General features: G+C 71.3%; 13 protein-coding genes and 1 riboswitch. Of the genes, 6 read left to right on the top strand and 7 right to left on the bottom strand.

Annotation, left to right across the window (positions count from 1 at the left end; all coding sequences use genetic code 11):
- The first annotated feature begins 42 nt into the window (after window positions 1–42).
- Entirely contained in the window at window positions 43–618 is a 576-nt protein-coding gene (locus OG741_RS11055; protein WP_405596642.1) for an HD domain-containing protein, read from the top strand.
- Window positions 619–640: 22 nt separating this feature from the next.
- Here the strand turns inward: OG741_RS11055 and OG741_RS11050 are convergent, their stop codons facing one another.
- The 6 genes from OG741_RS11050 to thiO all read right to left on the bottom strand — a co-directional run bounded on the left by OG741_RS11050 (window position 641) and on the right by thiO (window position 6,551).
- Window positions 641–1,138: a DUF4396 domain-containing protein gene (locus OG741_RS11050; RefSeq protein ID WP_405596641.1), complete on the bottom strand. Its 498-nt coding sequence runs from the start codon at window positions 1,136–1,138 to the stop codon at window positions 641–643.
- 83 nt (window positions 1,139–1,221) lie between these two features.
- A complete protein-coding gene (locus OG741_RS11045) occupies window positions 1,222–2,070 on the bottom strand; it encodes a deoxyribonuclease IV (protein WP_405596640.1) in 849 nt (282 codons plus the stop codon).
- Between the two features lie 5 nt (window positions 2,071–2,075).
- A complete protein-coding gene (gene pknB, locus OG741_RS11040; protein WP_405596639.1) occupies window positions 2,076–4,016 on the bottom strand; it encodes a Stk1 family PASTA domain-containing Ser/Thr kinase in 1,941 nt (646 codons plus the stop codon).
- 348 nt (window positions 4,017–4,364) lie between these two features.
- On the bottom strand, window positions 4,365–5,159 hold the full coding sequence (locus OG741_RS11035; RefSeq protein ID WP_266477335.1) for a thiazole synthase: 795 nt from the start codon (window positions 5,157–5,159) through the stop codon (window positions 4,365–4,367).
- 4 nt (window positions 5,160–5,163) lie between these two features.
- Window positions 5,164–5,382 carry a sulfur carrier protein ThiS gene (gene thiS, locus OG741_RS11030; RefSeq protein ID WP_405596637.1) on the bottom strand — a complete coding sequence of 73 codons (219 nt, stop codon included), beginning with the start codon at window positions 5,380–5,382 and terminating at the stop codon, window positions 5,164–5,166.
- Window positions 5,379–6,551, bottom strand: a complete 1,173-nt coding sequence (gene thiO, locus OG741_RS11025; RefSeq protein WP_405596636.1) for a glycine oxidase ThiO — start codon at window positions 6,549–6,551, stop codon at window positions 5,379–5,381. The genes thiS and thiO overlap by 4 nt, the downstream gene beginning before the upstream one ends.
- Window positions 6,549–6,661, bottom strand: a riboswitch (TPP riboswitch). Its footprint overlaps the gene before it by 3 nt.
- Before the next feature lie 131 nt (window positions 6,662–6,792).
- Between thiO and OG741_RS11020 the strand changes: the two genes are divergently transcribed.
- From OG741_RS11020 to OG741_RS11000, 5 genes are all read left to right on the top strand, one after another.
- On the top strand, window positions 6,793–8,031 hold the full coding sequence (locus OG741_RS11020) for an NAD(P)/FAD-dependent oxidoreductase (RefSeq protein WP_405596635.1): 1,239 nt from the start codon (window positions 6,793–6,795) through the stop codon (window positions 8,029–8,031).
- A 52-nt stretch (window positions 8,032–8,083) separates the two neighbouring features.
- Window positions 8,084–8,449, top strand: a complete 366-nt coding sequence (locus tag OG741_RS11015) for an Rv2175c family DNA-binding protein (RefSeq protein WP_266477341.1) — start codon at window positions 8,084–8,086, stop codon at window positions 8,447–8,449.
- Between the two features lie 130 nt (window positions 8,450–8,579).
- Window positions 8,580–9,230 carry a thiamine phosphate synthase gene (gene thiE / locus OG741_RS11010; protein ID WP_405596634.1) on the top strand — a complete coding sequence of 217 codons (651 nt, stop codon included), beginning with the start codon at window positions 8,580–8,582 and terminating at the stop codon, window positions 9,228–9,230.
- 75 nt (window positions 9,231–9,305) lie between these two features.
- Entirely contained in the window at window positions 9,306–10,223 is a 918-nt protein-coding gene (gene metF / locus OG741_RS11005; protein WP_405596633.1) for a methylenetetrahydrofolate reductase [NAD(P)H], read from the top strand.
- Between the two features lie 51 nt (window positions 10,224–10,274).
- On the top strand, window positions 10,275–11,129 hold the full coding sequence (locus tag OG741_RS11000; protein WP_405596632.1) for a hypothetical protein: 855 nt from the start codon (window positions 10,275–10,277) through the stop codon (window positions 11,127–11,129).
- A gap of 36 nt (window positions 11,130–11,165) precedes the next feature.
- Here OG741_RS11000 and OG741_RS10995 read toward each other — a convergent pair whose 3' ends face one another.
- The gene (locus OG741_RS10995) at window positions 11,166–12,653 is read right to left on the bottom strand and encodes a phytoene desaturase family protein (RefSeq protein WP_405596631.1); all 1,488 of its coding nucleotides are present in this window, start codon (window positions 12,651–12,653) and stop codon (window positions 11,166–11,168) included.
- Window positions 12,654–12,687 lie beyond the last annotated feature (34 nt).

Raw genomic sequence — 12,687 nt, 5'->3', positions numbered from 1 at the left:
CCGGTGAGAAGCAGTCGCATGTGTCATGACGAGGAAGTGACGATGAACCGGGACCGATCCCTGTCCGCGGACGGGCTGATGGCCCTGCTGGCCGACTGTGAGGACGTCTGGGACACCCCGGACCGTTCGGGCGACCCGGTGGACATCCTCGACCACGGTCTGCAGGTCGCCGCCGTCCTGGCGGATCGTTACCCACACGACGAGGAACTGCAGGTCGCAGGCCTGTTGCACGACATCGGACACCACCTGGTGCCCGGTGACGAGGCGGAGCATGGCGAGAACGCCGCCGAAGCGGTCCGTGGCCTGCTCGGATCGAGAGTCGCTCGGCTGGTCGCGCTCCACATCCCCGCCAAGCGGTATCTGGCGGCTGCCGATCAGGAGCACGCGGCCGGACTGTCCCCGGAGAGCGCGCGCACGCTCACGCTCCAGGGCGGGCCGATGACGCCCGAGGAGCAGGCCGCGTTCAAGGCGGATCCCGACTTCTCCGCGGCCCTCGCGCTGCGCCGCGCCGACGACGCGGGGAAGGTCGTGGGCCTGCGGGTGGCGGGCCTGGAGCACTGGCGGCCCCGGGTGGAGCGAGTGGCCGCCGTTCACGCCGGGCCGTCCGCATCGTCCTGAGGGCGCTTCGAGGCTGTGCGCTTCAGCGGTGGTACTGGTGCACCACCGCGTGGCCCTTGCCGCGGCCGATCATCCACTTGTTGACGGGTGTGGCAACCACGAAGGCGACGGCCAGCGAGATGGCGAGCACGCCCCAGAAGAGCAGATCCGCGAGATGCGCGTCCATGGCGTTCGGCCAGAGGGCGATCACGCCGTTGTCGATCAGCTCCATCACGGCGATGGAGAGGGTGTCGGCGGCGAGGGCGACCCGGAAGGCGGTCCTGAAGCCGACTCCGGCCCTGAGGACGCCACGCAGGGTGAATGAGTAGCCGAAGACGAAGGCCAGGACGATCGCGAGGATCATCGTCGGCACGTTTCCCCAGCCCAGCGCGGTGCCGATGACCATGCCGAGCACCTCGCCGATGGCGCAGCCGGTGAGACAGTGCAGCGTCGCCTGAGCGGCCGTCGACCAGCTCACCGTGCCGCGACCTTCGTGCGTGTGCGCGTGGTTCGCGTTCTCGCTGTGGGTGTCGTGCTGCATGAGAAGCCCCCAACGTCAGGTAGCGGTTCCTGCCGACAGCAGAAACCGTATACCCCCCAGGGGTATTCCTCAATCAAGCTCTCTCAACGGAGTGTCTTCAGCCGCGCCACATCCGCCGCGTGCCCCTCCTTGCCGCCGGGAGTCTCGATGATCAGCGGTACGCCCTCGGTCGCCGGATGCCGCATCAGCTCCCGGAACGGCTCCTCGCCTATATGACCTGCGCCGATGTTCTCGTGACGGTCCTTGTGGGCGCCCGCCACATCCTTGGAGTCATTGGCGTGGATCAGCTTGAGACGCCCCTCGCCGACCGTCCCCACCAGCAGATCCAGCGTCTTCGCCATCCCGTCCGGGCCCGCCAGATCGTGTCCCGCCGCGAAGATGTGGCAGGTGTCCAGACAGACGCCCAGCCTGGGATGCTCGTCGAGCGCCTCGAAGTACGGGCCGAAGTCCCACGTGCGCGAGCAGAGCGAGAAGCCCTGGCCCGCCGTCGACTCCAGCAGCAGGAACGGGTCGTCGTCGTGGGCCAGTTCGTCGAGCAGCGGCAGCATCCGCTCCCGTACCTGCGCCAGCGCCACCTCACGGGCCCGGCCGCCGGTCGCCGAGCCGGTGTGCACGACCACACCCTTCGCGCCGATCTCGCGCCCCCGGCGCAGCGAGTGCCGCAGCGACTCCACGGACTTGTCCGCGGTCGCCTCGGTGTGCGAGCCGAAGTTGATCAGATACGGGGCGTGGACGTACGCCGAGATCCCCTCGGCGGCGCACTCAGCGCGAAACCGCTCGTCCTGCGCCGGATTTCCGGCGGGCGTCGCCCAGCCGCGCGGATTGGCGACGAAGACCTGAACGGTCTCCGCCGCCAGCTCACGGGCGTACGCGAGACCGGTGGTGGCGAGGCCGCCGGCCACGGGGACATGGCCGCCGACGGGGTTGCGCATGAGAACTACAGTCCCTTGGTCTTGATGGTGATCGTGCTGCCCTCGGGCGCCTGCTGGTCCGCCGCGACGGACTGGCTCTCCACCGTGTCGCCGAGGAAGGGGAAGCTCTTGTCGACCTTGACCTCGAAGCCCGCCGACTCCAGCTTGCTCGTGGCCTCGTCGACCTTCAGACCGACGACATCCGGGACGTCGAGCATGCGGGGGCCCTTGGAGACCGTCAGCGTGACGGTGTCGCCGCGAGCCAGCTGGGTGCCCTCGGCCGCGGACTGCTCGGCGACGGAGCCCGCCTCCTCGGGGGAGTTGATCTGCTCGGAGGCGATCTTGACCTTGAAGCCCGCGCCGGTGAGCTGACTCGTGGCGTCGTCCACCGACTCACCGGTCACAGCCGGGACCTCGATCGGCGCGCCCCTGCTGACGACGACGGCGACCGCGGAATCGGGGCTGCGGCGGGTCCCGGATGCCGGGTCCGTGCTGATCACCGCCCCCTGCTCGATCTCCTCGCTGAACTCCTTGGTGACCACGCCCGGCGCGAGACCGGCCTTCTCCAGCTCGCTCTCGGCCTGGGCGAGCGGCTTGCCCTTGACGTCGGGGACCCGGACGATCTCGGGGCCGCGCGAGACGAAGACGGTCACCGAGCCGTTGCCGCGGATGCGCTCATTCGTCCCGGGGTCGGTCTTGATGACCGTGCCCCGCTGGACCGTTTCGCTGAAGTCGTACCGGACCTTCTTCACATCGAGTCCGGCGCTCTTCAGCTCCTGCCTGGCGTCCTTCTCGGTCTTGCCGATCAGGGCCGGGACCCGCGTGAACTGCCCGGAATTGATGTACCAGACGCCCGCGCCCACGCCGAGCGCGAGCAGCACCGCGACCAGGGCGGCGAGCAGGCCGCGCCGGGGGACGGCGCGGCGTCCCGCCGGCCGGGACCGCTCCGGCGGCTCCGGAGGCGGCATCGTCAGCCGGGCGGTGTGGTTGACCCCGGGCTCCTCGCGGGGGAGTACGCGGGGGATCACGCTGGTGGCGTCCTCCGAGGCGGGCGCGAGCCCGGCAGCGGGCTCGGCCCCATCGGCCGTCAGTGCCTGCGGCGGCATCAGGTCCAGCTGCTCGTCGCTGAGCGGGGCGCGGGCCGCGCGCGCCTCTGCGAGCAGCGCGACCGCGTCGTAAGGGCGCACCTCCGGATTGCGGGCGGTGGCGCTCGCAACGAGCTCGTCGAGCTCGACGGCGAGCCCCGGCACCAGGGCGGAGGGCGCAGGCATGTCCTCGTTCATATGCTGGAACAGGACCTGAGCGGGGGTGTCACCCGAGTGCGGCTTGGAGCCGGTCAGCATCTCGTAGAGGACGACCCCACATGCGTACACGTCGGCCCGGGTGTCGGACGTGCCGTACTCGATCTGCTCGGGAGCGAGGTACGAGACCGTGCCCAGCACCGTGCCGGTGGTGTTGGTGACCGAGCCGACCGCACGCACGAGACCGAAGTCGGCGACCTTGACCCGGCCGTCGTCCCCTATCAGCACGTTCTCCGGCTTCATGTCCCGGTGGACGAACCCGGCCCGGTGCGCCGCGCCGAGCGCCGCCAGCACGGGCTCCAGGATGTCGAGCGCCGCCCGCGGCTGGAGCGCCCCGCGCTCGCGCAGTACGTCGCGGAGCGTGCAGCCAGCGACGTACTCCATGGCCAGGTAGACGTACGCACCCTCGGCGCCCTGGTCGAAGACCGCGACCACATTGGGGTGGGCGAGGCGCGCCACGGACTTGGCCTCGCGGATGAAGCGCTCCACGAAGGAGGCGTCGGTGGCGAGGGCGGGGTGCATCACCTTGAGCGCGAGCACCCGGTCGAGCCGGGTGTCGACGGCCCGGTAGACCGTGGCCATCCCGCCGACTGCGATGCGCGCGTCGACGCGGTAGCGGCCGTCGAGCACCTGCCCGACGAGGGGGTCCTTGAGGGTCGTATCCACGCGGGAGATTCTACGAGTCATGGCTGGCGGGGCGGATGCGGTGGGGTGGGACCGGAGCGGTACTGCAGCCGAGCTGTGACGCGGGGCCCGTTCTTCGGGGCCGCTGCCCCGAACCCGGTGCGCCTGCGGCGGGCTTTCCCCCACCCCGCCCCTTCCCGTAACCGGGGGCTCCGCCCCCGGACCCCCGCTCCTCAATCGCCGGCGGGGCTGAATCATTCAGCCCGTCCGGCGTTTGAGGACATGCGGCCGAAGGTCGCATACGGGGTCCGGGGCGGAGCCCCGTCGGGGGTCTGGGGCGGAGCCCCAGTTCGGGAAGGGGCGGGGTGGGGAAAACGCCCCGCGCAGCGGTCAGAACGCCGGGCGTTCCGGGTCCAGGACCGCCCGGCCCTCGACCGGCGACGACGCCTCCGCAAAGTGCCGCCGCGGAATCCGCCCCGCCCGCCGCGCCAGCCGCCCCGCCTCCACCGCGTGCCGCATCGCCTCCGCCATCAGCACCGGCTCCTGCGCCCGGGTGACCGCCGATGCCAGCATCACCGCCGCGCAGCCCAGCTCCATCGCCAGCGCGGCGTCGGACGCCGTACCGGCCCCGGCGTCCAGAATCACCGGCACGCGCGCGTGCTCGACGATCAGCTGGAAGTTGTGCGGGTTGCGGATGCCCAGGCCGGAGCCGATCGGCGAGCCCAGCGGCATGATCGCCGCGCAGCCCACGTCCTGAAGCTTCCGGGCGAGCACCGGGTCGTCGTTGGTGTACGGCAGCACGGTGAAGCCGTCGTCGACCAGGGTCTCGGCGGCCTCCAGCAGCTCGATCGGATCGGGCAGAAGCGTGCGCTCGTCCGCGACGACCTCCAGCTTGATCCAGTCCGTGCCGAGCGCCTCACGCGCGAGACGCGCGGTCAGGACGGCCTCGCCCGCCGTGAAGCACCCCGCCGTATTGGGCAGGACGCGGATGTTCAGCTTCTCCAGGACGGACAGGACGGAGCCCTGGACGGTCGGGTCGAGGCGGCGCATCGCGACGGTGGTGAGTTCTGTGCCGCTCGCGGCGAGGGAGCGTTCGAGTGTGTCGAGGCTGGGCGCTCCGCCCGTACCCATGATCAGCCGGGAGTTGAACGCGGTGTCGCCGATGGTCAGACGGTCGTCGGCCATGCGCTCAGCCTCCCTGTACGGCGGTGAGAACCTCGACGCGATCGCCGTCGCCGAGCAGCGTGCCCGACCACTGGCCGCGCGGGACGACCGCCTCGTTGACGGCTGCGGCGACCCCGGACGGCGCGGCGGTCAGGGCGGCGACCAGGCGGTCCAGGGTCGTTCCGGTGGCGAGTTCACGCGCCTCGCCGTTGACGGAGACGGAGACGGACACGGAGACGTTCATGCGGGCTGCTCCAGACGCACGGGAGAGAAACGCAGCGGCGTGAAGGCTCGGGCCTCGTCCGGCAGCACGCCGGTGACGAGCAGCTCGGCCAGCACATCGCCGGTGACGGGGGTCAGGAGCACCCCGTTGCGGTAGTGGCCGGTGGCCAGATGGAGACCGGGCAGGGCGCTCGGGCCGAGCAGCGGCGCATTGTCGGGGGAGGCGGGCCGCAGCCCCGCGCGGGTCTCGGTGAGCGGCAGCTCGGTGATGCCGGGCACCAGTTCGTGAGCGTCGCGCAGCAGCTCGTAGACCCCGCCGGCGGTGACCGTCCTGTCCCAGCCGAGCTCCTCGCTCGTCGCGCCGATCACCAGCTCGCCGTTCTCGCGCGGCACCAGATAGACATCGCTGCCGCGCACGACGGCCCGCACGGTCCGGGACAGGAAGGGGGCGTACGCGGTCGGCACGGTCAGCCGCAGGACCTGGCCCTTCACCGGCCGTACGGGGGGAAGCACCTCTGCCGGTACGCCGCCCAGCCTGCCGCTGAGGCTGCCGCCCGCCAGGACGACCTGGTCCGCGGTGAGCTCCTCGCCGTCCGTCAGTACGGCTCCGGCCGCCCGGTCCCGTACCACCGAAAGCCGTTCGGCCCAGCCCCGGTGGAAGATCACTCCGGCGCGCTCGCAGGCCGTCACGAGCGCCCCTGCCAGCCGTCGCGGATCGACCTGATGGTCGCCGTCCACCCGCAGGCCCCCGCGTACGCCGGGCGCGAGCATCGGTTCGAGGCGCCGGCAATCGCGCCCGCTCAGCCATTCCGACTCCAGGCCGGACCGGTGCTGCAGGGCATGCAGTTCACGCAGATGCGCCCGGTCGTCGGCGTCGAGTGCGACGGCGAGCGTGCCGCAGGCGCGGTAGCCGACCGACTGCCCGCTCGCCTCCTCCAGCTCGGCGACGAAGGCCGGATAGCGGCGCCCCGATTCGAGGTTGAGACCGAGCAGTGTCTGCTCGCCGTAGTGCAGTTCGGTGACGGCGGCGAGCATGCCCGCGGCGACCTGTGCGGCCCCGCCGCCCGGCTCGGGATCGGCGAGCGCGACCCGCAGTCCGCGCTGTGCGGCTCGCCAGGCCGTGACCAGGCCGATGATTCCGCCCCCGATGACGAGGACATCTGAAGTGTGCGTTTCGGAAATACGCGACATGGGCGTCCAGCCCCTCCCTTCGCCGGCATGACCCGGATCAGGTTCGTACGGTCGGAGGCCGCCCAGCCTCCCTCTCAGCCCGGTACGTCCGGGCTCCCGCGAGTGCCTTACGGTGGCCACCCTAACCCCAGCCCTCAACTCGCAGTAGGGGAGCAGGCGCTGTGGCGGTCGCCGGCGGGGGGCGGCGCGGGCGTCGCCGAACCCGCTTCCTGACGGACCGTCAGGTGCGTAAGGTTGCAGGGTGAGCGAGCAGCAGCAGACAGCACAGGCAGCGCGGCGCGTGGTCGTCGTCGGCGCGGGAATGGCCGGGGTCCAGACCGCCGTGGCCCTGCGCGAGCAGGGCTTCACCGGACCCGTCACCCTGATCGGCGCCGAGCCCCACCAGCCGTACGACAGGCCGCCCCTCTCCAAGGCGATCCTGCTCGGCAAGGCCGAGGGCTCGGCCTTCGAGGTCGACTTCGAGGCACTCGGCATCGAGCTGCGGCTGGGCTGCGAGGTGCAGGGCGTGCGCCCGGGCGATCATGAGCTGGACACCGAGGCGGGAGCCGTGCCGTACGACGTCCTGGTCATCGCCAGCGGCGCCGAGCCGATCACGCTGCCGGGCGCCGAGGGCGTTGCCGGGGTTCATCTGCTGCGCACCCTCGACGATGCCGCACGGCTGCGCCCCGTCCTCGTCGAGCAGAACGACATAGTGGTCGTCGGCGCGGGCTGGATCGGCGCGGAATTCGCCACGGCCGCCCGCGAGGCCGGCTGCACGGTCACCGTCGTCGAGGCGGCCGACCGGCCCCTCGCGGGCGCCCTGCCCGCAGAGGTCGCCGCCCCGATGACCGACTGGTACGCGCAGTACGGCGTCGAACTCATCACCCACGCGCGCGTGGCCGGCATCGAGCCCGGAACGGTGATCCTCGCCGACGGCCGTGAGCTCCCGGCCGGAGCCGTGGTCGTCGGCATCGGCGCACGCCCCGCCACCGGCTGGCTCGCGGGCTCCGGCATCGCGCTCGGCCCGGACGGCGCAATCACCGCGGACGAGCATCTGCGCACCTCGCTGCCCGATGTGTACGCGGTCGGCGACTGCGCCTCCTTCCCGTCCGGCCGCTACGGCGAACGGCTGCTCGTGCACCACTGGGACAACGCCCTGCAGGGGCCGCACACGGTGGCCGCCAATGTCATCGCGAGCGCTCGCCGGGAGCCGGAGCAGGTCTACGACCCGGTGCCGTACTTCTGGTCCGAACAGTTCGGCCGTTTCGTGCAGTACGCGGGCCACCACGCCACCGCCGACACGATGGTGTGGCGCGGCGATCCGGCGGACGCCGCCTGGACGGTGCTCTGGCTGCGCGAGGGCGCCCTGGTCGCACTCCTCGCCGTCGGCAGAGCCCGCGACCTGGCGCAGGGACGCAAGCTCATCCTGGCCGGCGCACGGCTGGATCCGGACCTCGCGACCGACCCGTCGGTCCCTCTGAAGACGGCGGCACAGACGTAGTCCGGGCAGGGTCCGGGTACCGACTGTCAGTCCGGGATGGCACGCTTGTCCTGTGACCGAGATTGACGCAAAGATCGATGCTCTCGTCCCCGCCTGGCTCCACCTTCCCGACATCGCGGAAATGCTCGATGTCGAGGTGACACGCGTACGGCAGCTGGTCAAGGAAGGCCAGCTGATCGCCGTGCGCCGTGGTGAGAACCGGGCGCTTCAGGTACCTGCCGCCTTCATCGACGGCAACAAGGTGGTCAAGGGTCTCGCCGGGACCCTGACCCTCCTGAGGGACGACGGCTTCACCGACGAAGAAATGCTGGAGTGGCTCTTCACTCCCGACCCGAGCCTGCCGGGCACGCCCGCGCAGGCGCTCAGCGAGAATCGCGGCACGGAGGTGAAGCGCCGGGCCCAGGCGCTCGCCGTCTGACCTGGCTTCCGGAGTCCTGAGCGTCCGGTTCTCGGCGCCCCGGACGCCGGAAGGACAACACCACGCGGTGTGCGGGCAGAGGCCGAGTGGCCCCCGCCCGCACACCGCCGACCCAACGGGGGGAACACCCATGTCCACGGCTCGTGAGCTGCTGTCCGACGCCCGGCTCTATCTGTGCACGGACGCCCGGAAGAAGCAGGGCGACCTCGACGGCTTTCTCGACGCCGTGCTCTCCTCCGGGGTCGACATCGTGCAGCTGCGCGACAAGGGCATGGAGGCGGCCGAGGAGCTCGAACACCTCCAGGTCTTCGCCGAAGCCTGCCGCAGGCACGGCAAGCTGCTCGCCGTGAACGACCGCGCGGACGTCGCCCACGCCATCGGCTCCGACGTGCTGCATCTCGGACAGGGCGACATCCCCGTACCCGCCGCCCGCGCGATGCTCGGCGAGGACGTCCTGATGGGCCGCTCCACACACGCCGAGTCCGAGGTGGACGCCGCCGCCGTCGAGCCCGGCGTGGACTACTTCTGCACCGGCCCCTGCTGGCCCACCCCCACCAAGCCCGGGCGGTACGCGCCCGGGCTCGGCCTCGTGCGCTACGCGGCGGGGCTCGGGACCGACCGGCCCTGGTTCGCGATCGGCGGTATCGACGCGGGCAATCTGGACGAGGTGCTGGAGGCGGGCGCCCGCAGGATCGTCGTCGTACGCGCGATCACCGAGGCCGACGATCCGGCAGCCGCCGCCGCGGATCTCACCAAGCGGATACGGACCTACGGCCAGTAGGCTTTTTGGTGAATTTCACTGTCCGATGGGTGGACTCGGGTTGGGTGACCCTCAGGCCCTGGATAATCTGCGAGTATGGCCCTTGGCACAGCTTCGACCAGGACGGATCACGCACGTACTGTGCGCGACCTGCTCGCGACCGGTAAGACGTCCTACTCTTTCGAGTTCTGGGCGCCCAAGACCGAGAAGGGCGAGCGGAACCTCTGGAACGCGCTGCGCAGGGTCGAGGCAGTCGCCCCGAACTTCGTATCCGTGACCTACGGCGCCGGCGGATCCACTCGCGCGGGCACCGTCAAGGCCACCGAGCAGATCGCCGCCGACACCACGCTGACCCCGGTCGCGCACCTCACGGCGGTCAACCACTCCATCGCCGAGCTGCGCAACATGATCGGCCAGTACGCCGACGCGGGGATCCGCAACATCCTCGCTGTCCGGGGCGACCCGCCCGGCGACCCCATGGGCGAGTGGGTCAAGCACCCCGAGGGCGTCCAGTACGCCGCCGAGCTCGTCCGGCTGATCAAGGAGTCCGGCGACTTCTGCGTCGGCGTCGCGGCCTTCCCCGAGATGCATCCGCGCTCGCAGGACTGGGACGCCGACATCCGCCACTTCGTCGACAAGTGCCGCGCCGGGGCCGACTACGCGATCACGCAGATGTTCTTCCAGCCCGAGGACTATCTGCGGCTGCGTGACCGGGTCGAGGCCGCGGGCTGCCGCACGCCGATCATTCCGGAGATCATGCCGGTCACCAGCGTCAGGCAGCTGGAGCGGTTTGCGCAGCTCAGCAATGCCACGTTCCCGGCGGACCTGAAAGAGAGGATCCTCACCGTCAAGGAGGATCCGGCCGCTGTACGCTCCATTGGGATCGAGTACGCAACGGAGTTCTGTGCACGGCTGCTCTCCGAGGAAGTCCCCGGACTGCACTTCATTACGCTCAACAACTCCACGGCGACGCTCGAAATCTACGAGAATCTCGGACTGCACGGGCAGTCGTGATCGGTCGTACCCGACCCGACCCGGGGCGGCGGCCGTAGGAGAGGGGCGGGCATGGGCTGGACGGTCCTCTATATCGCGTTCGGTGTCGTCGCGCTGTGGCTGCTCGGTGAGGTGCTGCTGCAGTACAAGGCGCGGCTGCGCTGGCGGCTGCTCGCCTTCGTCGGATTCCTCGGTGTGGTCTTCGGCGTACTGCTGCCCTCCGTCGTGGTGATCGCGGTGGGCGCCATAGCCTTCGCGCTCGGCCAGACGTATGTCACCCTCTCCTTCCGTCGCGGCTTCTCCACCGGCTGGGCGCTCGGCGGCAGCCCGGGCGAGAGCCGCCGCCGCAAGTCAGGTCCCCGATCGGACGCCCCGCCGCGCGAGCCCACGCTGGAGGTCTCCGACCTCGCGTACGAGGCCGCGGACCCCGATCCGGAGCCGGTCTACGAGCCGCAGCCGCTCCCGGACGACACCGGGCAGTACGGCGTGTACAGCCAAGCGGCCTACGCGGCGCAGCAGCAGCAACAACAGCAGCAGGAACAGCCGGACCAGAGTTACGCCCAGTACGGCGGCATGTACGACAACTACTACTCCGGCTACGACCAGCAGCAGCCGGCGGGCCAGGAGGCCTACGCCGGCCAGTACGACTACGGGACCGGGCAGCAGCAGTACGCCGCGTACTCCGACCCGTATGCCGGCGGCCAGCAGTACAACGCGTACGAGAGCTACGACAGCTACGGCGGCCAGCAGCAGTACGCCGACCCCTACGCGCAGCCTCAGCACAGCGAGACGCCGCCCGGTGGGGTGTGGGTCCCGCAGCAGCGCGACGGCGAGCAGGTGCCGCCGATGCCGCAGGAGCAGCCCTCGCCGTACGGCTACGGCTACGACAACGGGACCGGGTACAACGAGCAGCAGTACCGCTACTGACGTCCCGTCAGTCCGAGTGGCAGTCCCACTGAGTCGTCACTGAGAGCCGCGGAAGCCCGCGCCCTCCACGATCAGACCGGCGACCAGCGCTCCCGACATTCCCGCATGCGCGAGTCCGCCGCCGGGGTGCGCGTGGCCGCCCACCAGATACAGGCCCGGCAGCCGGGTGCTGTTCGCCGGGTGCAGATACCGCCCACCGGCGCCCGCCAGCGCGGGCGCGGGCAGCGCTCCCGTCTCGGCGGGCGTGAGGATCTGCTGCCACAGCACCCGGTCCCGTATCTCCGGAACGGCCGCGCCGGCGGCCGCGATCAGCGCGTCGGCGTAGCGCTCGCGCAGCGCCGCGTCCGTCCAGTCGACCGCGCCGCCGTGTCCGGTGACCGTGGCCGTGAGGGTGACCGCCTCGTGCTCGTCGTCGGGAGTGGTCCGTGGATCGCCGGGCCGCAGCACGGTGACGGTGGGCCGCGCCTCGGTCCGTCCGCCGAAGACGGCAGCCGCTTCCGCCCCCGCGGCGGGGGAGTGCACCACCGTGCGGTGGACGGCCGATGCGGGGCGCGCCCCGCGCAGGGCGAGCAGTACCGTGAACCGGCCCGGCAACGGCCCGTCCCCAGTTCCCTTTTGGGGCTTTATGTCCTTGTCCCGCCACAGCCCAGGCCCGACCAGCCCCGCCGTATCGACGCCGGCCACCACATGATCGGCCCCGGCGACCGCGCCACCGGCCAGCTCGACGCCGACCGCCCGGCCGTCCTTCTCCAGGACCCGCGTCACCTCGGACCCGAAGGCGAACTGCACCTTCCGGGCCGCACACCGCTCGTACACGGCTCGGGCCAGCTCACGCATCCCGCCCTCGACGTACCAGCTGCCGAAGGTCTGCTCCATGTACGGCAGCAGGGCGGCGCTCGCCGGAGCATGGCGTGGATCCAGGCCGTACGTCAGCGCGCAGGCGTCGAGCAGTGCCGCCAGCCGCGGGTCGGCCAGCTCCCAGGCACCGATCTCCGCGATGGTGGACGCCTGCCGGGCGCGCAGCAGCCTGCGCTGCCGCAGCGCCGGATAGGGGTCGCGTCCCAGCGCCTGCCAGTCGGCGCGCAGAGGCTCCTCCAGCAGCGGCCGCCGCGTGCGCTCCCAGGCGTCCCGCGCCCGGCCCAGGAACTCGCCCCACCGCTCGCCCGCGCCCGAGCCAAGTGCCTCGTCCAGCGCGGAGACGATTCCGGCCCGTGAGGCGTTCGGCAGGGACACCGCCGCGCCGTCCGCGAAGATGTGACGGCTCGACGGGTCCACCTGGACGAGCCCCACGCACTGCTCCAGCGGCTCCTTGCCGGTCTTGACGAACAAGTCCCGCCAGACGGCGGGCAGATGGAGCAGACCCGGACCGGTGTCGAAGACGAAGCCCTCGCGCTCGTACCGGCCCACCGCGCCGCCGTACGTCTCCGAGCGCTCGTACACCGTCACCCGGTGGCCTGCCACGGCCAGCCGGGCGGCAGCCGCCATGGCGCCCATCCCGGCGCCGATCACCGCAATCCGTCCCATGTCGGCGACCCTATCGGCCGCCACTGACAGCCGG

Source organism: Streptomyces sp. NBC_01410, from assembly GCF_045040195.1.
Lineage (GTDB): Bacteria > Actinomycetota > Actinomycetes > Streptomycetales > Streptomycetaceae > Streptomyces.
This window is presented reverse-complemented; position numbering and strand designations above follow the sequence as displayed.